At 70.8% G+C, this 19,233-nt stretch carries 19 protein-coding genes; 13 read left to right on the top strand and 6 right to left on the bottom strand.

The annotated features are described in order from the left end of the window. Window positions 1–79: 79 nt before the first annotated feature. From ACFT32_RS00795 to ACFT32_RS00770, 6 genes are all read left to right on the top strand, one after another. Window positions 80–1,222 carry an acyl-CoA dehydrogenase family protein gene (locus tag ACFT32_RS00795; protein WP_382484213.1) on the top strand — a complete coding sequence of 381 codons (1,143 nt, stop codon included), beginning with the start codon at window positions 80–82 and terminating at the stop codon, window positions 1,220–1,222. Window positions 1,223–1,301: 79 nt separating this feature from the next. Further along, window positions 1,302–2,792: an aldehyde dehydrogenase family protein gene (locus ACFT32_RS00790; RefSeq protein ID WP_382484211.1), complete on the top strand. Its 1,491-nt coding sequence runs from the start codon at window positions 1,302–1,304 to the stop codon at window positions 2,790–2,792. A 21-nt stretch (window positions 2,793–2,813) separates the two neighbouring features. Then, entirely contained in the window at window positions 2,814–4,421 is a 1,608-nt protein-coding gene (locus ACFT32_RS00785) for an AMP-binding protein (protein WP_382484208.1), read from the top strand. A 4-nt stretch (window positions 4,422–4,425) separates the two neighbouring features. Beyond that, the gene (locus ACFT32_RS00780; RefSeq protein WP_382484205.1) at window positions 4,426–5,577 is read left to right on the top strand and encodes a thiolase family protein; all 1,152 of its coding nucleotides are present in this window, start codon (window positions 4,426–4,428) and stop codon (window positions 5,575–5,577) included. Continuing rightward, window positions 5,577–5,978 carry a Zn-ribbon domain-containing OB-fold protein gene (locus ACFT32_RS00775; protein WP_382484202.1) on the top strand — a complete coding sequence of 134 codons (402 nt, stop codon included), beginning with the start codon at window positions 5,577–5,579 and terminating at the stop codon, window positions 5,976–5,978. Before ACFT32_RS00780 ends, ACFT32_RS00775 begins: the two co-directional genes overlap by 1 nt. A 5-nt stretch (window positions 5,979–5,983) precedes the next feature. Next, window positions 5,984–6,742 carry a FadR/GntR family transcriptional regulator gene (locus ACFT32_RS00770; protein ID WP_382484199.1) on the top strand — a complete coding sequence of 253 codons (759 nt, stop codon included), beginning with the start codon at window positions 5,984–5,986 and terminating at the stop codon, window positions 6,740–6,742. A 4-nt stretch (window positions 6,743–6,746) separates the two neighbouring features. On the opposite strand, the gene ACFT32_RS00765 is transcribed toward ACFT32_RS00770, so the two are convergent. Genes ACFT32_RS00765 through ACFT32_RS00755 form a run of 3 tightly spaced genes read right to left on the bottom strand, consistent with a single transcriptional unit; the run spans window position 6,747 to window position 9,697 of the window. Continuing rightward, window positions 6,747–7,769: a TIGR03617 family F420-dependent LLM class oxidoreductase gene (locus ACFT32_RS00765; protein WP_382484197.1), complete on the bottom strand. Its 1,023-nt coding sequence runs from the start codon at window positions 7,767–7,769 to the stop codon at window positions 6,747–6,749. Continuing rightward, complete coding sequence (locus ACFT32_RS00760) at window positions 7,766–8,908, bottom strand: acyl-CoA dehydrogenase family protein (RefSeq protein ID WP_382484195.1); 1,143 nt, start codon at window positions 8,906–8,908, stop codon at window positions 7,766–7,768. The genes ACFT32_RS00765 and ACFT32_RS00760 overlap by 4 nt, the downstream gene beginning before the upstream one ends. Window positions 8,909–8,911: 3 nt before the next feature. After that, on the bottom strand, window positions 8,912–9,697 hold the full coding sequence (locus ACFT32_RS00755) for an enoyl-CoA hydratase/isomerase family protein (RefSeq protein ID WP_382484192.1): 786 nt from the start codon (window positions 9,695–9,697) through the stop codon (window positions 8,912–8,914). 112 nt (window positions 9,698–9,809) lie between these two features. Here ACFT32_RS00755 and ACFT32_RS00750 point away from each other — a divergent pair, with 112 nt between their 5' ends. Beyond that, window positions 9,810–10,676, top strand: coding sequence for a crotonase/enoyl-CoA hydratase family protein (locus ACFT32_RS00750; protein ID WP_382484190.1), 867 nt, complete (start codon window positions 9,810–9,812; stop codon window positions 10,674–10,676). Window positions 10,677–10,849: 173 nt separating this feature from the next. Next, a complete protein-coding gene (locus tag ACFT32_RS00745; RefSeq protein WP_382484189.1) occupies window positions 10,850–12,250 on the top strand; it encodes a family 1 glycosylhydrolase in 1,401 nt (466 codons plus the stop codon). On the opposite strand, the gene ACFT32_RS00740 is transcribed toward ACFT32_RS00745, so the two are convergent. Continuing rightward, window positions 12,229–12,726, bottom strand: a complete 498-nt coding sequence (locus tag ACFT32_RS00740; RefSeq protein WP_382484187.1) for a MaoC family dehydratase — start codon at window positions 12,724–12,726, stop codon at window positions 12,229–12,231. The genes ACFT32_RS00745 and ACFT32_RS00740 overlap by 22 nt on opposite strands. 22 nt (window positions 12,727–12,748) lie before the next feature. Continuing rightward, window positions 12,749–13,570, bottom strand: coding sequence for an enoyl-CoA hydratase/isomerase family protein (locus ACFT32_RS00735; protein ID WP_382484185.1), 822 nt, complete (start codon window positions 13,568–13,570; stop codon window positions 12,749–12,751). Window positions 13,571–13,669: 99 nt separating this feature from the next. Here ACFT32_RS00735 and ACFT32_RS00730 point away from each other — a divergent pair, with 99 nt between their 5' ends. From ACFT32_RS00730 to ACFT32_RS00715, 4 genes are read left to right on the top strand one after another with little or no spacing between them, the layout of a single operon-like run. Further along, a complete protein-coding gene (locus ACFT32_RS00730; protein WP_382486987.1) occupies window positions 13,670–14,788 on the top strand; it encodes an acyl-CoA dehydrogenase family protein in 1,119 nt (372 codons plus the stop codon). A 43-nt stretch (window positions 14,789–14,831) separates the two neighbouring features. After that, window positions 14,832–16,010, top strand: coding sequence for an acyl-CoA dehydrogenase family protein (locus ACFT32_RS00725; RefSeq protein ID WP_382484184.1), 1,179 nt, complete (start codon window positions 14,832–14,834; stop codon window positions 16,008–16,010). Further along, on the top strand, window positions 16,007–16,519 hold the full coding sequence (locus ACFT32_RS00720) for a nuclear transport factor 2 family protein (RefSeq protein WP_382484182.1): 513 nt from the start codon (window positions 16,007–16,009) through the stop codon (window positions 16,517–16,519). The genes ACFT32_RS00725 and ACFT32_RS00720 overlap by 4 nt, the downstream gene beginning before the upstream one ends. Then, on the top strand, window positions 16,519–17,274 hold the full coding sequence (locus tag ACFT32_RS00715; protein ID WP_382484180.1) for an SDR family NAD(P)-dependent oxidoreductase: 756 nt from the start codon (window positions 16,519–16,521) through the stop codon (window positions 17,272–17,274). The genes ACFT32_RS00720 and ACFT32_RS00715 overlap by 1 nt, the downstream gene beginning before the upstream one ends. Window positions 17,275–17,393: 119 nt before the next feature. Here the strand turns inward: ACFT32_RS00715 and ACFT32_RS00710 are convergent, their stop codons facing one another. Next, window positions 17,394–18,590 carry a CaiB/BaiF CoA transferase family protein gene (locus tag ACFT32_RS00710; protein WP_382484178.1) on the bottom strand — a complete coding sequence of 399 codons (1,197 nt, stop codon included), beginning with the start codon at window positions 18,588–18,590 and terminating at the stop codon, window positions 17,394–17,396. 108 nt (window positions 18,591–18,698) lie between these two features. On the opposite strand from ACFT32_RS00710, the gene ACFT32_RS00705 reads away from it, so the two are divergent. Then, entirely contained in the window at window positions 18,699–19,229 is a 531-nt protein-coding gene (locus tag ACFT32_RS00705) for a PaaI family thioesterase (protein ID WP_382484176.1), read from the top strand. The last annotated feature ends 4 nt before the right edge of the window (window positions 19,230–19,233 follow it).

Raw genomic sequence — 19,233 nt, 5'->3', positions numbered from 1 at the left:
TCCCTCGCCCGACTCTCGATACAGCGCTATCGTATAACTACTTCAGCTAAATAAGCGAGATGCCTGAGTGGAGTCGAGCATGCGCCGTACGATCTTCACCGAGGAGCACGAGCTGTTCCGCGAGACCGCCCGCACCTACTACCTGCGCGAATGCGCCCCGTACGCCGAGCAGTGGGAGCAGGACGGGCAGGTGAGCCGGGCCGCGTGGGCGGCCGCGGGCAAGGCCGGGCTCATCGGCTGGCAGTTCCCGGAGGAGTACGGCGGTCAGGGGATCTGGGACTTCCGCTACAACGCGATCATGGCGGAGGAGATGGCCGCCACCGGCTCGGTCGGCATCGGGCTCGGGCTGCAGAACGACGTCCTGCCGCCCTACCTGATGAACCTCACCACCCCGGAGCAGAAGGCCCGTTGGCTGCCCGGAGTGATCAGCGGCGAGACGATCTGCGCGCTCGCGCTGTCCGAGCCGGCCGCCGGGTCCGACCTCAAGGCCATCCGCACCACCGCCCGCCGGGAGGGCGACGAGTGGGTGATCGACGGGTCGAAGACCTTCATCACCAACGGCATCCTGGCCGACCTGGTCATCGTCGCCTGCAAGACCGACCCGGCCGCCGGGCACAAGGGCATCAGCCTGATCGCCGTCGAGCGCGGCACCGAGGGCTTCGAGCGCGGTCGCAAGCTCGACAAGGTCGGGATGAAGGCCCAGGACACCGCCGAGCTCTTCTTCCGCGAGGTCCGCGTGCCGGCCGCGAACCTGCTCGGGCAGGAGGGGCGGGGTTTCTACCACATGATGGGCAACCTCCCCACCGAGCGCCTCGCCATCGCCGTCTCCTCCCTGGCTTCCGCCGAGCGGGCGTACGGGCTGGCGCTGGAGTACGCCAGGACCCGTACGGCCTTCGGGCAGCCGATCGGCGAGTTCCAGGCCAACCGGTTCGCCCTCGCCGACATCAAGGCCAAGCTGGGCGCCGCCCGGGTCTATGTGGACGGCTGCATCATGGCCCTGGTCGAAGGCGATCTGACGCCCGAGGAGGCCGCCGCGGCCAAGTACTGGACCTCGGAGACCGGCTGGGGGGTCATCGACCGCTGTATGCAGCTCTTCGGCGGCTACGGCTATGTCAATGAGTACGAGATCGCCCGGATCTGGCGTGACAGCCGGGTGCAGCGGGTGTTCGGCGGGACCTCGGAGATCATGCAGGAGATCATCGGGCGCTCGCTCGGATTGTGAGGGCCATTGATTGGCTTGGCTAAATAGGTTATCTATTTAAGCTGTACGGATGTGAGGGCAGCGGGCTCCGGGAGGCACCGTGGTCACGGTCGACGTGAAGCTGCACCAGGAACGGGCCGAGCGGGACCTGCCGCGCCCCCGGCTCGTCATCGGCGGCAAGGATCTCCACGAGGCGAGCGGCGGCCTGCACGAGCACCGCAACCCCGCGACCGGACTCGTCCAGGCCCGTATCCCGCTCGCGGGGCCTGCCGAGGTGGACCGGGCGGTGGCCGCCGCGCGTCGCGCCTTCGAGGTGTGGGGAACCATGCGGCCCGCAGAGCGCCGTCGCCTGCTCACCCGCTTCGCCGGGCTCCTGCGCGACCACATCCCCGACTTCGCCGCCGTCTGCCCGCTGGAGAACGGCGTCTGCGTAGGCGGCTGGGCCGAGAACGTCGGACCGCACGTCGCCGAGTGGACCGAGTACTACGCCGGCTGGGCCGACAAGATCGAGGGCATGGTCGGCGCGGCCTGCAGCCCGCACGAGAACTTCGAGTACACCCTCGCGGAGCCGTACGGCGTCATCGGCCACATCATCACCTGGAACTCGCCCGCGCTGTCGCTGGCCATGAAGGTGCCGCCGTCGCTCGCCGCCGGCAACACCGTGGTCATCAAACCGGCCGAGTCCACGCCGTTCTCCGCGCTGCTCTTCGCCGATCTGGCCCGGGAGGCGGGCATCCCCGACGGCGTCGTCAACGTCGTCACGGGACTCGGTGACGCAGGCGAGGCCCTGGTGGCACACCCCGGCGTCGACAAGATCTCCTTCACCGGCGGACCCGCCACCGCGCGCCGCATCATGGCGACCGCCGCCAGGAGCCTCAAGCCCGTCCTGTTCGAACTGGGCGGCAAGTCCGCCAACCTGCTCTTCGCCGACACCGACCTCGACACCGTCGTGCCCTATTGCGCGGCCTTCGCCATGAGCAACACCGGCCAGGGCTGCGCGCTGCCGACCCGGCTGCTGGTGGAGCGGTCCGCCTACGACGAGGTCGTCGCCCGGGTCACCGGCGTCGTGGCCCACCTGCCCGTCGGCGACCCGCTCGACCCGGCGGCGTTCATCGGCCCCCTCGTCGACGCAGCCGCCCGCGACCGCGTCCAGGCAGTGATCGACAAGGCGGTCGAGACACGAGCGGGCCGACTGGTCTACGGAGGCGAACGCATCGACGCCGAAGGCTACTTCGTCGCCCCGACCGTCTTCGCCGACGTCGACAACCGCAGCGACCTCGCCCAGCAGGAGATCTTCGGGCCGGTGCTGGCCATCACCCCGTTCGACACGGAGGACGAGGCCGTCGCCCTGGCCAACGACACCGCGTACGGCCTGTCCGCCTACATCCAGTCCCGCGACATCGGGCGCGTCAACCGCCTGGTGCCACGCCTGAAGGCCGGGACGGTCTACGTCAATCCCGGCCCCAATCCGATCACTTCGCCCGCCACACCCTTCGGCGGCGTCGGCATCAGCGGGTTCGGCAGGGAGGGCGGCAAGGCCGGCCTGGACGAGTTCATCAACGTCAAGGGCGTCGGCATCGGCCGCGTCTGACCGATCATGGGGAGCAACGACGTGCTGAATCCTCCCGGGGGTACCTCCCCGGACCCCCGCATCCGCCGCCTGACGTTCGGCGACATCATCCGTGAGCACCGGAGGTCGTATCCCGAAGGCATCGCCCTCGTCGACGGTGACGCCCGCCTGACCTGGCCGCAACTGGACGAGCGCACCGACCGGCTCGCGAACGCCCTCACCGCTGCGGGCGTCGGACCCGGCGACCGCGTCCTGTGGCTGGGCCAGAACTCCTTCCGTATCTGGGAGCTGCTCGGCGCCGCAGCGAAGATCGGCGCCATGGTGTGCCCCGGCTACTGGCGCTGGGCCGCCCCCGAAATGGCGTTCGCGGTGGAGGACTTCGACCCCAAGGTCGTCGTCTGGCAGGACGAGGAGATCGGCGACACGGTCGCCAAGGCGCGGGCCGAACTCGGCACCGAGAACAACGCGTTGTGGCTGCGCCACGATGCCGAGGGCCCGGACTCGTACGAGGCGTTCCTGGCCTCCGGCGCGCCCGACGACCCGGCGGCCGGAGAGGTCGACCCCGACTCCGCGCTCCTGGTCATCTACACCGCGGCCATCTCCGGACGGCAGTCCGGCTCGATGCTCTCGCACCGCAACCTCATCGCGATGGGCGCAAGTGCCGCGTGGATGGGGGACATCGGCACGGAGACCGCCTTCCTCGGCGCCGGACCGATGTTCCACATCGGCAACTACCAGTTCTGGGGCGTCCCGGCCTTCGTCCACGGCGGCAAGAACGTGATCGTCCGTCGTGTGGTCGCCGAGGAACTGCTCCCGCTGCTGGCGGCCGAGCGGTGCACCCACGCCTATCTGATGCCGCCCACCATCGCCCAGCTCGTCGCACTGAACCGCGAGGCCGGGCACGACCTGTCCCACCTGAGGGCGAGCGTCGCCGCACCCCTGTGGCAGGGCACGGTACCCACCGACCAGAGCCGCTTCACCCGCAACGGGGGCGGCGAGGGCCGTGGCTACGGGCAGACGGAGGTGACCGGCTTCGCCGTGACCGGTGCCTACGGCGGCACCGGCACCGGCAACGCGGGACGCCCGGGCCCCTTCACCGCCGTACGCGTCCTCGACAACACCGGCGAGGAGTGCGCGGTCGGCGAGGCCGGCGAGATCTGCGTCCGCGGCGATCTCGTGCACCTCGGCTACTGGAACCGGCCGGAGATCAACGAGGCCCGCTTCCGCTTCGGCTGGTGGCACACCACCGACCTCGGACGGCGCGAAGGCGACGGCACGATCAGCTTCCTCGGGACGACGACCCGCATGCTGAAGTCGGCGGCCGAGAACATCTTCCCGGCCGAGGTGGAGAACTGCGTCGAGTCGCACCCCGCGGTCAAGGAGTCCGCCGTGATCGGTGTGCCCAACGAGCGCTGGGCACAGGACGTCAAGGCCGTCGTGGTGCTCCACCCGGACGCCGACGCGGTCACGGCCGAGGACGTCATCGAGCACTGCCGGGCACGGATCGCCTCGTACAAGAAGCCGAAGACGGTGGAGTTCGTCGAAGCCCTGCCGCGCACCAAGGACTTCGTTAAGGACTACGCGGCACTGGACGAGCGCTTCGGCGGGGGCGGCTACCCCGGCGGCGACCAGCTCGGCGCGGGTCGGTGACGCGGTGAAGGACGGCCGCCTGCCCGTGGTCGCAGGGGTGTACGCCACCGAGCAGGCGCTGTCCCTCCCGGACCGTGACGCGATGGGCCTCGCCCTCGAAGCGGTGCGTGGAGCGATCTCGGACGCCGGGCTCACCCCGGCGGACGTGGACGGCGCTCAGGTCGACTGGCCCGGCCCGGGCGGCGTCCCCGGCGAGGGCAGCTCCTGGGCCCGTATGCTCGGCCGGGACCTGCGCTGGACCAGCGATTCCATGCTCGACAACGCGGGCTCGCGGGGCCTGCTGAAGGCGGCGGCGGCGATCCGCGCCGGATTCGCCGACACCGTCGTGGTCGGCGGCTGCAAGCTGGTGTCGCGCGGGGCCGGCCCGGTCGGGGCCGGGGTGCAGCTGGAGTTCGCCGATGTCTGGGGCAGCTATGTGGTCGCCCAGTTCGCGCTGGTGGCGGCCCGGCACATGCACGAGTACGGGACGACCTCCCGCCAGCTCGCGGAGGCCGCCGCCACCATCCGCAACAACGGCACCACCAACCCGGAGGCGATGATGTACGGGCGCGGCCCGTACACCGCCGACGACGTGCTCGCCTCCCGTATGGTGGCCACGCCGTTCCATCTGCTCGACTGCTGCATCGTCGGCGAGGGCGGCGCCGCACTCGTGGTGACCACCGCCGAACGAGCCCGCGACCTGCCGCACCCGCCCGTCGCCGTACTCGGCGGCGGCATGGAGTACCACCAGGCCGCGTACGCCAACCCGGCCCTGCACCGGGAGGTCGGGCAGCTCGGCAGGGACGCCGCCGTGCGCGCGTACGCCATGGCCGGCGTGAGCCCGCACGACGTGGACGTCTTCTCCCTCTACGATCCCAACTCCTTCGAGATCATCCGCCAGTTGGAGATCCTCGGGCTGTGCTCAGAGGGCGAGGGCGGGCCGCTGGCCGCGAGCGGAGCCATCGCCGTCGGCGGCAAGCACCCCGTCAATCCGGACGGCGGCTGTCTGTCGTACGCCTGGAACGGGACGCAGCAGATGACGCTCAAAGTCGTCGAAGCCGTACGGCAGTTGCGCGGTACCGCCGTGCACCAGGTCGAAGGCGCGGACCTGGCGGTCGTCGGCAACGCCGGATCCGGGGCGCAGCACTACGAGATGAGCGTCCTGGGGAGGACATGATGAGCAGACCCGTACCCGCCCCCACCCCGCTGACCCGGCCCTTCTGGGACGCGGCCCGGCGCGGCGAACTGGTCGTCCCGGACTGCCCGGCCTGTGGCCTGCGCTTCTTCGTCCCCGAGCCCGCCTGCCCGGGCTGCCTGGCACGGGACTGGAGGTATGTGCCCAGCGCGGGCCGGGGCACCGTCTACTCCGTGACCGCGGTGCACCGCGCGCCCGGTCCCGGCTTCGACACGCCGTTCGCGCTCGCCGTGATCGATCTGGACGACGGCGGCACCCTGCTGTCCCATGTAGACGCGGGTGATCCGGACGATGTGGTCATCGGCCTGCGCGTCCGGGTGGACTTCCGCCCGCTCACCGACGAGATCGCACTGCCGTATTTCGTACCGGACGCAGGTGACTGAAGGAGATGGACGCCGTGGCGAACACGCCGGTACGGGTACCCAAGATGGCCGAGCTGGTGGCGGCACAGCTGCGCCGCAAGATCGTGCGCGGCGAACTGGCGGAGGGGGAGGCGCTGCCCGCCGAGACGGCGCTGATGGCGGAGTTCGCCGTCTCCCGGCCGACGCTGCGCGAGGCGTTCCGGGTGCTCGAGTCGGAGTCGCTGATCAGCGTGCGCCGGGGCGCCCGGGGCGGGGCGCGTGTACAGGTCCCGGAGGGCACGGTGGCCGCCCGCTACGCGGGGGTCGTCCTGGAGTACCGCGGCACGACCCTCAAGGACGTGTACGACGCCCGTACGGTGATCGAGGCGCCGTGTGCCGGACTGCTGGCCGGGCGGCGCACGGACGAGGACCTTCGGCGGCTGCGGGCCGCCGTCGCCGAGGCGGAGGCCCTGATGGGCGACCCGTCGGCCTTCATCCGCGCCCACATGGAGTTCCACGCCCTCGTCGTCGAACTGGCGGGCAACGAGACGCTCGGCGTCCTCAACGGCATGGTCCGGCACATCATCGACCAGGCCAACTGGTCCCACGTCGACCTCGACGCCGGCAGCCCCGAGAACATCCGGGCCAACCGCCGGGGCTTCCGTGCCCACGGCGCGCTGGTCGAGCTGGTGGCCGCGCGAAGGGCCGAGGCCGCCGAGGAGCTGTGGCGCGTGCATCTTCAGGAGGCCGAGGACTACCTGCTGCAGAACAGGTCCATGACGACCGTCCTGGACCTGCTCGGCTGACCCGTCAGCTCTCGCGCAGCTCCCGCACGATCGGCTCCCACACCTCGGCGTCGATCTCGTACGCGGTGTAGAAGGACACCCGGTCGACGAGCGCCCCGTACCGGCGCCGGATCTCGCCCGCGACCCGGTCCGGCTCCGCCACCACCGCGAAGGTGTGCAGCACCTCGTCGTCGACCAGCCGGCTCATCGCCTCCCACTTGTCCTCGCGCCGGGACGTCGACAACCCGTGCAGCTCGTCGCCGAGTTCGCCCCACCCGTGCAGCTCCAGCACTCCGCGGTAGGCGGGAGTGCTGCCGTAGAAGGCGATCTGGCCACGGGTGCCGTCGATCGCGCGGGCCATCTCCTCCTCCGTACGGCCGGTTGCGGTCAGCAGCAGATGGGAGACGGAGAAGCCGGCCCGGGTACGGCCGGACCGCGCCAGCCCGGCCTCGACGGTCGGCAGGGTGACCTCCCGCAGATACCGCTCGGTAGTGAAGCCGTGGGCGAGCAGCCCGTCGGCGACCTCGCCGGCCACCCGCGTCATCGCCTCACCGACGGCGGCCACGAACACGTCGGGCGCGCCGCCGGGCGCGGGCGGGGGAGAGAAGAAGGGCGACATCAGGGTGTGCGAGTAGAAGTCGCCGCGAAAGTCCAGCCGCTCGCCTTCGTTCCAGGCGGCCCAGATGGCGCGCAGCGCACTCACGTACTCCCGCATGCGGGCCGCAGGCCGGCTCCACGGCATGTCGAAGCGCCGCTCGATGTGGGGCTTGATCTGGCTGCCGAGGCCCAGCGAGAAGCGCCCGCCGGCATAGGTCTGCACGTCGTGTGCGGTGTACGCGAGTTGCATGGGGGAGCGGGCGAAGGCCACCGCGATGGCCGTGCCGACCTCGAGGCGGTCGGTGTGCTCGGCCGCCAGCACCAGGGGCAGGAACGGGTCGTGCTTGGACTCCGACGCCCACAGGCCGTCGTAGCCGGCCTTCTCGTGGTGTCTCGCCTCCTCGACGACCTCCGCGGTGCCCCACACATTGAGCTTGCCGTCGACCTTCATGCCGCTCCTTCTTCTGTGACCGGGGTCAGTCCGATGCGCCGCGCGAGCAGTTCCCGGTGGTATGCCGGGTCGCCGAACAGCAGTTGTGACGTCTTGGCCCGCTTCAGATACAGATGGGCCGGGTGCTCCCAGGTGAAGCCGATGCCACCGTGCACCTGGATGTTCTCCGCCGTCGCCCGCAGACAGGCGTCCGAGCAGAACGCCTTGGCCAGACTCGCCACGGCGGGCAGCTCCGAGCTTTCGCCCTCGGCGGCGAGCAGCGCGAAGTGGGCAGCGGCGCGTGCCGACTCCACCTCCAGGAGCACGTCGGCGAGAAGGTGCTTCACGGCCTGGAACGAACCGATGGGCCGCCCGAACTGGTGTCGCGTCTTGGCATACTCCACCGCCATGTCGAGGACCCGGTGGGCCACCCCCACCTGCTCGGCGGCCAGCGCCACCGCGGCCCGGTCCAGCACCTCGGCGACCAGGTCCCAGCCGTCGCCGTGCGTCCGCAGCCGGGTCGCCCTGACGCCCTGATAGCCGAGGCGTGCCTGGCGGCGGGTCGGGTCCATCGTGGGCAAGGGCTCACGGGTCAGCCCGGCCGCGTCGCCGTCCACCAGGAAGACGCCGATGCCGTCGTCGGCACGGGCCACGGTGAGGACCACCTCGGCCGCGGCTCCGTCGAGGACGAACATCTTGTGCCCGGTCAGCAGCCAACTGCCCTTGTTCTCACGGGCGGTGAGCCGCACACCCGCCGCGTCCCAGCGTGCCGAGTCCTCGGTCAGGGCCAGTGTCCCGACACGTTCGCCCGAGGCGAGGCCCGGAAGCAGGGCCTTGCGGGCGTCCTCGTCGGCGCTGCGCAGCAGTGTGGTCGTCGCCAGTACGGCCGAGGACAGGAAGGGCGCGCACAACAGCGCCCGCCCCATCTCCTCCATGACCACGCCCACCTCCACCGGTCCGCACCCGGCGCCGCCGTACTCCTCCGGAACGGCCAGCCCCTGGAGGCCCAGCTCCGTGCCCATCCGGCGCCACAGCGCCCGGTCGAAGCCCTCCGGGGTCTCCATCAGCCGCCGGACCTCGGTCTCGGGCGAGGTGTCCGCGAGGAACGTCCTCACCGTGCGCCGTAGTTCCTCCTGCTCGTCACTGAAGGCGAAGTCCATGTCTCAGCCCTCCCCGCCGGCCCGGCGGCGGGCGCGCGACGCGATGATCCGCTCGACGAGGGCGATGTGGTCCGGGGAACGCATACTGTCCCGCTCGGCGAGCAGGGCGGGTTCCAGCACGGTGGCGAGCGCCTGCTCCAGATGCAGGTTCACCGCCCGTTTGGTCTCGCGCAGCGCCTGCGCGGGCAGGGCGGCCAGCCGTCCGGCCAGGTCCATGGCCTCGTCCAGGAGCGTCTCCTTCGGTACGGCACGGTTGGCGACACCCAGCCGGACCGCCTCCTCGGCGCTCACCCGGTCGCCCAGGAACAGCAGTTCCTTCGCGCGGGTCAGACCGACGAGCAGCGGCAGGACCAGCGCGCCGCCGTCGCCCGCGACCAGCCCGACCTGGACGTGCGGGTCGGCCACGTACGCGTCGTCGGCGATCAGCACGAGGTCGCTCAGCAGGGCCAGGCTGCAACCGAGGCCGACGGCGGGGCCGTTGACCGCCGCGATCACCGGCAACGGGCAGCGGACCATGCCGGTGATGATCCGCCGGGCCTCGTCGACGTTCCGCTCCCGGAAGGCGCGGTCGCGCTGGACGCGGATCATGATGTCGAAGTTGCCCCCTGCGCTGAACGCCCGGCCGCGCCCGGTGAGCACGACGACCCGTGCCTCCGGGTCGTCGGCGAGCGTGTCCCAGACCGAGGCGAGCCCGGAGTGCAGCTCCTCGCTCATCGAGTTGAGCTCGTCGGGCCGGTTGAGCTCGATGAGTCGCACCGGCCCGTGGCAGGTCACCACCAGATCCGCCATTCCACATCCACCGCCGCAGTCCATGAATGAGTCAGTAGAGTTCAATGGTATAACTAATTCAGCTTACTGGGAACGGCTCGCCGGGTGACGAGGCTGACGGAGGACGACGCGTATGCCGGAGCAGGAGTACGAGAGCGTGCGGGCCGAGGTGGCGGACCGGATCCTCACCGTCACGCTGAACCGGCCCGAGAAGCTGAACGCCTTCAATCCGCAGATGATGCGGGATCTGCTGGACGTCCTGGACGCGGCCGACGGCGACGACGAGGTGCGGGTGATCGTGGTGACCGGTGCCGGGCGCGGCTTTTGCGCCGGTGCCGACGTCAGCTCCGGCGGCTCGTCCTTCGACCACCGCAAAGCGGGAGCATGGCACCGGGACACCGGCGGCCGGGTCGCGCTGCGGATCTTCTCGAGTGCCAAACCGGTCATCGGTGCGGTCAACGGCCCGGCGGCGGGAGTCGGGGCCAGCATGACCCTGCCCATGGACATCCGGCTGGCGTCGACCTCGGCCAGGTTCGGGTTCGTCTTCGCGCGCCGCGGCATCGTGCCGGAATCGGCGGCGAGCTGGTTCCTGCCGCGGGCCGTGGGTATCCAGCGGGCCATGGAATGGGTGGCGACCGGCCGCGTCTTCGGCCCCGAGGAGGCATTGGCGGCCGGACTCGTCCGCTCCGTCCATCCGCCGGAGGAACTGCTTCCGGCGGCGTACGCACTCGCCCGCGAGATCGCCGAGAACACCTCGGCGATCTCCGTCGCCCTGTCGCGCCAGATGATGTGGCGCATGCTCGGCGAGCCTCACCCGATGACCGCACACCGCCTCGACTCCCGCATCATGGGCCAGATCGGCGGCGGCCCGGACCCCGTCGAGGGCGTCGAGTCCTTCCTCGCCAAGCGACCGCCCGAGTTCCCCGGCCGCGTCAGCACGGACATGCCACCCGTCTACCCCTGGTGGCGGGAGGAGGAGTTCCGGCCCTTCGGAGAATAGGCGCCGCCCGTGCCGCCGCCACCCTCCTATCCTGCGCTGCGATCTCCAGCGCCGCGAGCTTGCGCTCCGATGAACCTGGCCGAAACATTGTCGTAGTTTGCTCGAAGTGTTAGCGTCCCGTCGGCGGACATTCAGTTGAATGCGCTAAACCATTGACCGCCTGGACGGTAACCATGAGCGATGGTTTCCTGCATGCATCCCTTCGCGGTGTCGACTGGGGGGTCGCCACGGCGGACACCATCGCGGCCCCGCCCGCACCCCGGCCGGAGCGCGGCGGACACTTCCGGCAGTGGACCGACGACATCCGGCAGCTGCTCGGTGTCACCGCGGACACGCACCGCATGGTCGCCGGCTGGCCACAGCTCCAGCCCGACGGGCCGGGCAGCTGGGACCGGAAGGCCCTGGACCGCTGCGAGCGCGCGCTCGATGCCCTGCTCGCACACGGGACACGGCCCGCTCTCACCCTGCTCGACCGCACGCTGCCGCCCTGGCTCGACACGGCCGGCGGCTGGCTGGCGCGCGACACCGCCGAGCACTTCGCCGCGTACGCCGCCGAGCTGGGCCGCCGCTTCGGCGACCGGGTGGAGCGCTGGATCACCTCCACCGACCTGGCCGGCCCCACGCTCGCGGACCACGTGGCCGGAATGTACTCACCGGGCCGGGGCGTCGGCCGGGCGGGCCTGCCCGCGGTCCACCACATCCTGCTCGCCAACGGGCTCGCCACCCATGCCCTCAGGTCCGTGGGCGTCCGGGGCCGGATCGGCACGACGGTCACCCTCGTCGGCGGCTACGCGGCCACCGACGACCCCTACGACCGCCTCGCCCTGGAGCGACTGGAGAGCTGGACCAACCGCATCTTCCTGGATCCCCTGCTGCTCGGCGAACACATGGTGACCGAGGAGGACGTGTCACCGGTGGCCGCCACCGGCTGCGTGCGCCCCGGTGACCTGGAGGTCATCGCCACCGATCAGGACCTGCTGGGCCTGTCCTGGCACACGCCGTTCCGTGTCACCGCGCCCGAGAACCTGCCCCGTGTGCTGCCGACCGCGAGGTGCCGAAGCGCCCTCAACGAGGTGAACCGCCTGCTCATGGGCCTGGGCTTCGCGATCGTCCCCTTCGACGACGTGGAGACGACCGCCTACGGCTGGCCCCTCGTCCCCGAAGGCCTCGCCGACGCCGTCGCAGGTCTGTGCGACCTGTACGGGGGCCTGCTGCCGCCGCTGTCGATCGTCGACAACGGAATGGGCGACCTGGACCTGGTCGACGACACGGGACAGAGCGACGACACCCGGCGCCGGGCCCTGCTCCGGGCCCGGCTCTCCTGGCTGGCCCGGCTCATCGCGGCCGGAGTGGACGTGTGCGGCTACGAGTACTGGTCGGTCCTCGACAACCTGGAGGCCAAGTTCCGCTACACCCGCCTCTACGCCATGGCGGTCCCGGACCAGGAGCTCACGCCGCGGCCCACCATGCCCTCCGACTGGGTGCACCAGGGAGCGTTCGCCACCGCCCCCGCCGCGGCTCCCGGGGCCGGGCTGACCCTCGTGCCCCGTGCTCAGGGCGTCGGAGCCTCGTAGTCCCGGCCGCGGATCAGCCGTACCGGGCAGTAGACCAGGACGTCCTCGTCCCGCTGATTGCGTACGGTGATCCGGCTGGTCACCACGCCCCGTCCGGGCTTGCTGGACGGCCGGCAACCCGTTGTCTCGACGATCGCGTGGAGGGTGTCCCCGACGTAGACCGGCCCGCGCACGGTCAGCTCCATGTGCAGGAAGGCGAGGCCCGTGCCGTGCAGGACGTTCGTCTGGAGGACGAGTCCTTCGGCGAGGCAGTACGTCAGGCCGCCCGGGACCAGCCGGCCGGTGTACCCGCCCTCCGCCGCGTGCGTGGCATCCCAGAACAGCGGCTCGGTGAAGCCGCCCCAGGTGACGAAGTTGACGAGATCGGTCTCGGTGACGGTCCGGCGGGCGGTCCTGAAGACCTGTCCCACCGGCATCTCCTCGTAGGTCAGCCCCCGGACCAGTGGGGGAACTTCGGTGGTCTGGTCCGACGTCATGATCGGTTCCTTTCGGAGATGGTCAGAGATCGAGCGGGTGCTTGCTCGCCACCGCCTCGAAGTCCGGGGCGCGCTTCTCACGGTGAGCCGCCAGTCCCTCGACGACCTCGTGTCCGCCGAACCCGAAGAACTCCAGCCCCAGCGAGGCCTCGAAGATCGGCTGGGCGGTGCGGTACCAGTGGTTGAGGGACCGCTTGGTCCAGCTGAGGGCGCTGGCGGGACCGGCGGCCAGGGCGGTCGCCACACGCAGGCCCTCCGCGTGGACGTCTTCGTCGTCCACGCACTTCGACACCAGCCCGATCCGCTCGGCCTCCTCGCCGGTGAGGGTCTCGCAGGTCAGCAGGTAGTACTTGGCCTTGGCCATGCCGCACAGCAGCGGCCAGCAGATCGCGGCGTGGTCACCGGCCGCGACCCCGAGGCGGGTGTGCCCGTCGACGATCTTCGCGGTGCGCCCGGCGATCGAGATGTCCGCGAGCATCCCGATGACCAGCCCGGCGCCGACCGCTGGACCGTGGAGGGCGGACACCACGGGTTTGGAGCAGTTCATCACTCCGTACACCATGTCCCGCGCCTCGCGCATGACCCGGGCCCGCACCGCGTGGTCCTCGGTCAGCGCCTCTATGGAGTCGAACGTCCCGCCGGCCGAGAAGGCGCGGCCGGCCCCCTGGATCAGCACGGCACGCGTCTGCTCGTCCCGGTCGATCACCCGCCAGATGTCGGCCAGCTCGCCGTGCATCTTCGGATCCACCGCATTGAGGTGCGGTCCGTCGAGCACCACGCGCAGCACGCCCGGCGTGGGCCGCTCGAAGGTCAGGCTCCTGAACGCTGCGTACGGATCGGTCACGTCGCCCTCCTGGTGCAATCAGTGCGGATACTATAATTATCTAACTGTATCGTGGAGTGAGTGAGCAAGCGGTCGGCAAGCGAGGAGGGGAAGCCCGGCATGGATCTCGGCTTCAGCGAGGAACAGGACGAACTGCGCAAGGTCGTACGGTCGTTCCTCGCCAAGTACTCCGACGAGGCGGCCGTACGCCGGCTGGCCGCCGATCCGCGCGGCCACGACCCCTTCGTCTGGCGGCGGATGGCCGGCGAACTCGGCCTGCAGGGACTCGTCGTGCCGGAGGAGTACGGCGGCTCGGGCTTCGGCTACGTCGACCTCGGCATCGTCTTCGAGGAGGCGGGCCGCGCCCTGCTGTGCGGGCCGTACTTCGCCACCGTCGCCCTGGCCGCCGAGGCCCTGCTGCGCTGCGACGACGAACAGGCACGACGCGACCTCCTGCCGGGCATCGCCTCGGGCGCGACGGTGGCCACCCTGGCGCTCACCGAGGACGGCGGCCGCTGGGACGCGCCGGGCATCGGGCTCACCGCCCGCGAGACCGCCACCGGATGGCGGCTGACCGGCGCGAAGACCTACGTCCCCGACGGCCATCTCGCCGACCTGCTCCTGGTCGCCGCACGGACCCCTTCCGGCATCAGCCTCCTCGCGGTCGGCGCCGACGCGCCAGGCCTCGTCCGTACGCCCCTCCCCACCCTGGACCAGACCCGCAAACAGGCACGGCTGGAGTTCACGGACACCCCCGCCCGCCTGCTGGGAACCGAGGGCACGGCATGGCCCGCCCTCGAACGCACCCTCGCCACCGCCTCCGTCCTGCTCGCCGCCGAACAGGCCGGGGGAGCGGCCGCCGCCCTGGACGCCGCCGTGGAGTACGCCAAGATCCGCGTGCAGTACGGCCGGCCCATCGGCTCCTTCCAAGGGATCAAACACAAGTGCGCCGACATGCTGGTGGACATCGAGTCCGCCCGCTCGGCCGCGTACGGCGGCCTCTGGGCCCTGGACGCGGACGACGAGACCGAGATCGCGATCGCGGCGGCCCTGGCCCAGGCCTTCTGCTCGGAGGCGTTCACCAGGGTCGCCGGCGACAACATCCAGGTCCATGGCGGGATCGGCTTCACCTGGGAACACCCCGCCCACCTCTACCTCAAGCGGGCCAAGAGCTCCGAGGTGCTGCTCGGCACGCCGTCGCACCACCGGGAACTGCTCGCTGCCCGGCTCGGCATCTGAGCCCTCTCCGAGACCCCTCTGAGACCCCAGGGAGAACGCAGACATGGAAGTGGACTTCGGGCCCGCGGTACGCGACTTCCGCGACGAGCTGAGGGACTGGCTCGCCGATCACCTGGTGGGTGAGTTCGCCGAGCACCGGGGCGTGGGCGGCCCCACCGACGGCGCGGCCTGGGAGGTTCGCCTCGCCTGGGACCGCGAGCTGTCCGCCGGGCACTGGCTGGGCGTCGGCTGGCCCGAGGAGTACGGGGGCAGAGGACTCGGACTCCTCGAGGAGATCGTCTTCGAGTACGAGTACGCCCGCGTGAACGCTCCCTACCGGGCCACGGTCAACGCCCTCGACCTGCTGGGGCCGATGCTCCTCAGGATGGGAACCGGGGAGCAGCAGAAGCGCTTCCTGCCACCGATCCTCGCCGTCGAGGAACTGTGGGGCCAGGGCTTCAGCGAACCCGGCGCCGGCTCCGACCTCGCGTCGGTCCGCACCCGGGCCGAACGCGACGGCGAGGAGTGGGTGGTCAACGGCCAGAAGCTGTGGACCTCCTTCGGCGTCCACGCCGACTGGCTCTACGTCCTCACCCGCACCGACCCGGACTCCCTACGTCACAAGGGCCTCACCCTGCTGCTCCTTCCGACGGACCAGCCGGGCGTGGAGATCCGCCCGATCCGCAACCTCGCCGGCCAGGACGAGTTCGCCGAGGTGTTCCTCTCCGACGCGCGCACCGGCGCGGACATGGCCGTCGGCGAGGCCGGGGAGGGCTGGCGCACGGCGATGGCCACCCTCGGGATCGAGCGCGGCACCACGCTCCTGCCCCAGCAGCTCACCTTCGAACGGGAGGCCGAGGCACTGATCGAGCTGGCCCGCGAACGGGGAGCACTCGACGACCCGATGCTGCGCCGCCGGATCGTCGACGCCTGGATCTCCGTACGGATCACGCGCACCACCAACCTGCGCACCCTGGCCGAACTGACCGGGGGCCGCGCACCCGGCGCCCAGGCCACCACGGCCAAGCTGTACGCCTCCACGCGTCACCAGCAACTCGGTCATCTCGCCATGGAGCTGGCCGGTCCGGCCGGACAGATCGTGGGCGAGGACTACGGCCTGGACACCCGGCAGCGGTCCTTCCTGCTCTCCCTGGCGGAGACGATCTACGGCGGGTCGAGCGAGATCCAGCGCAACATCATCGGGGAACAGCTCCTCGGGCTGCCGAAGGAGCCACGGCCGTGACGGCGATCGAGGAGCGCATCGACCGGATCGAGTCCCATCTGGCAGTCCAGCAGCTGCCCGTTCGCTACGCCCTGGCCGTGGACGCCCGCGATCTCGACGCCTGGGCGGGCTGCTTCCGGCCCGACGTCGACATGGGTCGCCACGGTCGCGGGAGAGACGTACTACGGGCGCACATCGAACCCCTCGTCCGCGGCTTCCACCGGTCGGTCCACCAGATCTGCGGCCACCGGATCGAGTTCACCGGCCGCGACACCGCCACCGGCTCCGTCTACTGCCGGGCCGAGCACGAGGTGGGGGAGCGGTGGATCGTCATGGCCATCCGCTATCTCGACGAGTACGCGCGCGTGGACGGCGAGTGGTACTTCTCCCGGCGCCGTGAGCAGCACTGGTACGCGGCCGACACGACCGAGCGCCCCCAAGACGTGGGCTTCAAGGGCTGGGAGGGGGCCGGGGAACCGGCGCTGCCCGGCGCCTTCCCCTCCTGGGCGGCCTTCTGGAAGGAGACGTGATGCAGCGGCTGTCGGGTAGAACGGCCCTGGTCACCGGGGGCGGGCAGGGCGTGGGCCGGGGTATCGCGCTCGCCTTGGCGGCCGACGGGGCGGCCGTGGTGATCACCGGCCGTACGGAGAGCAGACTCAAGGACGCGGTCGCCGAGATCGTGGAGCGCGGTGGGCGGGCCCACGCGGTCGTGGGGGATGTCGGCGAGCGGGCGGACGTCGACCGCATGGTCTCCGAGACGGTACGGGAGTTCGGCGGCCTCGACGTCCTCGTCAACAACGCGCAGACCTCCGTCCAGCGCCGGCTGGAGGAGACGTCGCACGAGGACGTCGAACTTGCCTACCGCAGCGGCCCGTTGGCCACCTTTCAGGCCATGCGGGCGGCCTTGCCCCATCTGAAGGCCACGCGGGGCAGCGTCGTCAACCTCGGCTCGTCGGCCGCGGTGCAGGGAGAGGTGAACTTCGCGGCGTACGCCATGGCCAAAGAGGCGATCCGGGGCCTGACGCGGGTCGCCGCGCGGGAGTGGGGGCCGTACGGGATCCGCGTGAACGTCGTCTGCCCGGCCGCACTGAGCCCTGCGGCGGAGGCCTACTTCAAGGCCCACCCCGAGAAGGCCGAACGCGTGCTCGCCGGCATCCCCCTGGGGCGGATGGGCGACCCGGAGACGGACATCGGCCGGGCGGTGGCGGCGTTGGTCAGCGACGACATGGCGTATCTGACGGGGGCGACGCTGATGCTCGAGGGCGGGCGGACGCTGATCGGGTGAACCGGGTGGCGCTGGGCAGGGCTTTGTGGCTGGTCGCCCCCTCCGGCGCTTGAGGAGCGGGGTCTGGGGCGGAGCCCCAGGGATGGGACGGGTAGGGGCGGCGGGGGCGATAAACGCCGTCACACGACACCCCGCGCCCGCAACCCCGCAAGCTGACTGTCCGTCACTTCGGCCAGCTCCGCGAGGACTTCCGCCGTGTGCTCCCCGAGCGCCGGCGGCGCCCCGTACCCCTCGACCGGCGTGGCCGAGAACCGGATCGGATTGGCAAGCAGCGGCAGTCGCCCCGACAGGGGGTCCGCGATGTCGACCAGCATCTCCCGGTGCCGTATCTGCGGATCGGCGAAGACCTCGGGCAGCTCGTTGAACGGCCCCGCCGGAACGTCGTGTTCGTCGAGCACGGCCAGCCATTCGTCCCGCGTCCGGGTCCGCAGGATCGCCTCGAGCACCGGCAGGATCTCCTCCCGGTGAGCGATCCGGGCGGACGTCGTGGCGAACCGGGGATCCTGGAGCAGATCGGTGCGGTCGGCCGCCGCGCAGAACCCGGCGAACTGCTTGTCGTTGCCCGCGACCAGAAAGATCGGCTTGTCCTCGCAGAGGAAGGCCTGGGAGGGGATTCCGCCATACCCGCCGTTGCCGCGCCGCCGCGGCACCTCGCCGGAGACCAGGTAGTTCATCGCGAAGTGGGAGAGCGAGGCCAGTCCGCAGTCAAGCAGGGACAGGTCGATGAACTGGCCCTCGCCGGTGGCGTCCCGGTGCCGCAGTGCCGCCAGCACGGCCGTCGAGGCATACAGGCCCGTGAGGATGTCGACCATGCTGACGCCGACCTTCATCGGTTCCTCGGGGTGTCCGGAGGCGCTCATCATTCCGGACATGGCCTGGAAGATGCCGTCGTAGCCGGGCCGCGAGGCATACGGCCCGGTCTGGCCGAAGCCCGTCACGGAGAGGTAGACCAGCCGCGGGTTGAGCTCCCGCAGACTCTGCTGGTCGAGACCGTACTTCGCCAGAGTCCCGGCGCGGAAGTTCTCGACCAGCACGTCCGACCGGGCGGCGAGCGCGCGGATCAGCTCCTGACCCTCGGCGGTGGCGTGGTTGACGGTGACCGACCGCTTGTTGCGGTTGCAGGAGAGATAGAAGGCGGCGGTGTCCGTCCCGCGCGCGAACGGCGGTCCGTAGGTCCGTGAGTCGTCGCCCGTACCGGGCCGTTCCACCTTGATCACCTCCGCGCCCAGGTCGGCCAGCATCTGGGTGGCCAGCGGCGCGGCGAGGATGCGGGACAGATCGAGGACGCGGATCCCGGCCAGGGCGGTCGACGGCATCGGGGTCTCCCTCTGTTCACAGACAGCTAATGAGTTATATAAATAATACATCTAGCATCGAGATCAAGTCCCGCTTCATTGATTTAACTATCCAAATCATGTAACTATATGGACCTGGCCGACAGGCCGAGACCGGAGGGCGTGCTGATGACCGTCGCGGCGAGGACCCTCACCGAACAGGAGCAGCGCGAACGCCGCGCGTGGTTCCGGGCCCGCTGGGAGCACGGGGTCGCCTTCAACCGCCGCTGCCGCATCCGGGTGACCCGCTGGGACCCGGAAGCGGTGGAGATCGCGCTTCCCTTCGCCGAGTCCCTCTCCGCCCACGAGGGCGTCTTCCACGGCGGGGTGATCTCGGCGCTCATCGACACCGCCGGCTCCGGAGCCGTGATCGCCGGGCACGACTTCAGCAAGGGGAGCCGGCTCAGCACGGTGTCGATATCGGTGCAGTATCTCGCGCCCGCCCGGGGCCCTGAGGCCGTCGCCTACGCGCGCTGCGTCAAGCGCGGCCGCAGGGTGCACTTCGCCGACGTCGACGTGATCACCGACGGACGTATCTGCGCGCGGGGGCAGGTGGTGGTGACCATCTCCGGGGAGCGACCGGGCGTCGGCGACCCCATCGAACCGCTGACCGAGGAGTGACGTG

Source organism: Streptomyces sp. NPDC057002, assembly GCF_042673825.1.
GTDB lineage: Bacteria > Actinomycetota > Actinomycetes > Streptomycetales > Streptomycetaceae > Streptomyces.
This window is presented reverse-complemented; position numbering and strand designations above follow the sequence as displayed.

Excerpts from the sequence above, each read along its gene's own strand:
- ACFT32_RS00765 (WP_382484197.1), bottom strand. The coding sequence starts at position 7,769 with ATGAAGGTCGACGGCAAGCTCAATGTGTGGGGCACCGCGGAGGTCGTC.
- ACFT32_RS00770 (WP_382484199.1), top strand. The coding sequence starts at position 5,984 with ATGGACGCCGTGGCGAACACGCCGGTACGGGTACCCAAGATGGCCGAG.
- ACFT32_RS00705 (WP_382484176.1), top strand. The coding sequence starts at position 18,699 with ATGGACCTGGCCGACAGGCCGAGACCGGAGGGCGTGCTGATGACCGTC.
- ACFT32_RS00760 (WP_382484195.1), bottom strand. The coding sequence starts at position 8,908 with ATGGACTTCGCCTTCAGTGACGAGCAGGAGGAACTACGGCGCACGGTG.
- ACFT32_RS00725 (WP_382484184.1), top strand. The coding sequence starts at position 14,832 with ATGGAAGTGGACTTCGGGCCCGCGGTACGCGACTTCCGCGACGAGCTG.
- ACFT32_RS00730 (WP_382486987.1), top strand. The coding sequence starts at position 13,670 with ATGGATCTCGGCTTCAGCGAGGAACAGGACGAACTGCGCAAGGTCGTA.
- ACFT32_RS00745 (WP_382484189.1), top strand. The coding sequence starts at position 10,850 with ATGAGCGATGGTTTCCTGCATGCATCCCTTCGCGGTGTCGACTGGGGG.
- ACFT32_RS00750 (WP_382484190.1), top strand. The coding sequence starts at position 9,810 with ATGCCGGAGCAGGAGTACGAGAGCGTGCGGGCCGAGGTGGCGGACCGG.
- ACFT32_RS00715 (WP_382484180.1), top strand. The coding sequence starts at position 16,519 with ATGCAGCGGCTGTCGGGTAGAACGGCCCTGGTCACCGGGGGCGGGCAG.
- ACFT32_RS00710 (WP_382484178.1), bottom strand. The coding sequence starts at position 18,590 with ATGCCGTCGACCGCCCTGGCCGGGATCCGCGTCCTCGATCTGTCCCGC.
- ACFT32_RS00795 (WP_382484213.1), top strand. The coding sequence starts at position 80 with ATGCGCCGTACGATCTTCACCGAGGAGCACGAGCTGTTCCGCGAGACC.
- ACFT32_RS00775 (WP_382484202.1), top strand. The coding sequence starts at position 5,577 with ATGAGCAGACCCGTACCCGCCCCCACCCCGCTGACCCGGCCCTTCTGG.
- ACFT32_RS00755 (WP_382484192.1), bottom strand. The coding sequence starts at position 9,697 with ATGGCGGATCTGGTGGTGACCTGCCACGGGCCGGTGCGACTCATCGAG.
- ACFT32_RS00740 (WP_382484187.1), bottom strand. The coding sequence starts at position 12,726 with ATGACGTCGGACCAGACCACCGAAGTTCCCCCACTGGTCCGGGGGCTG.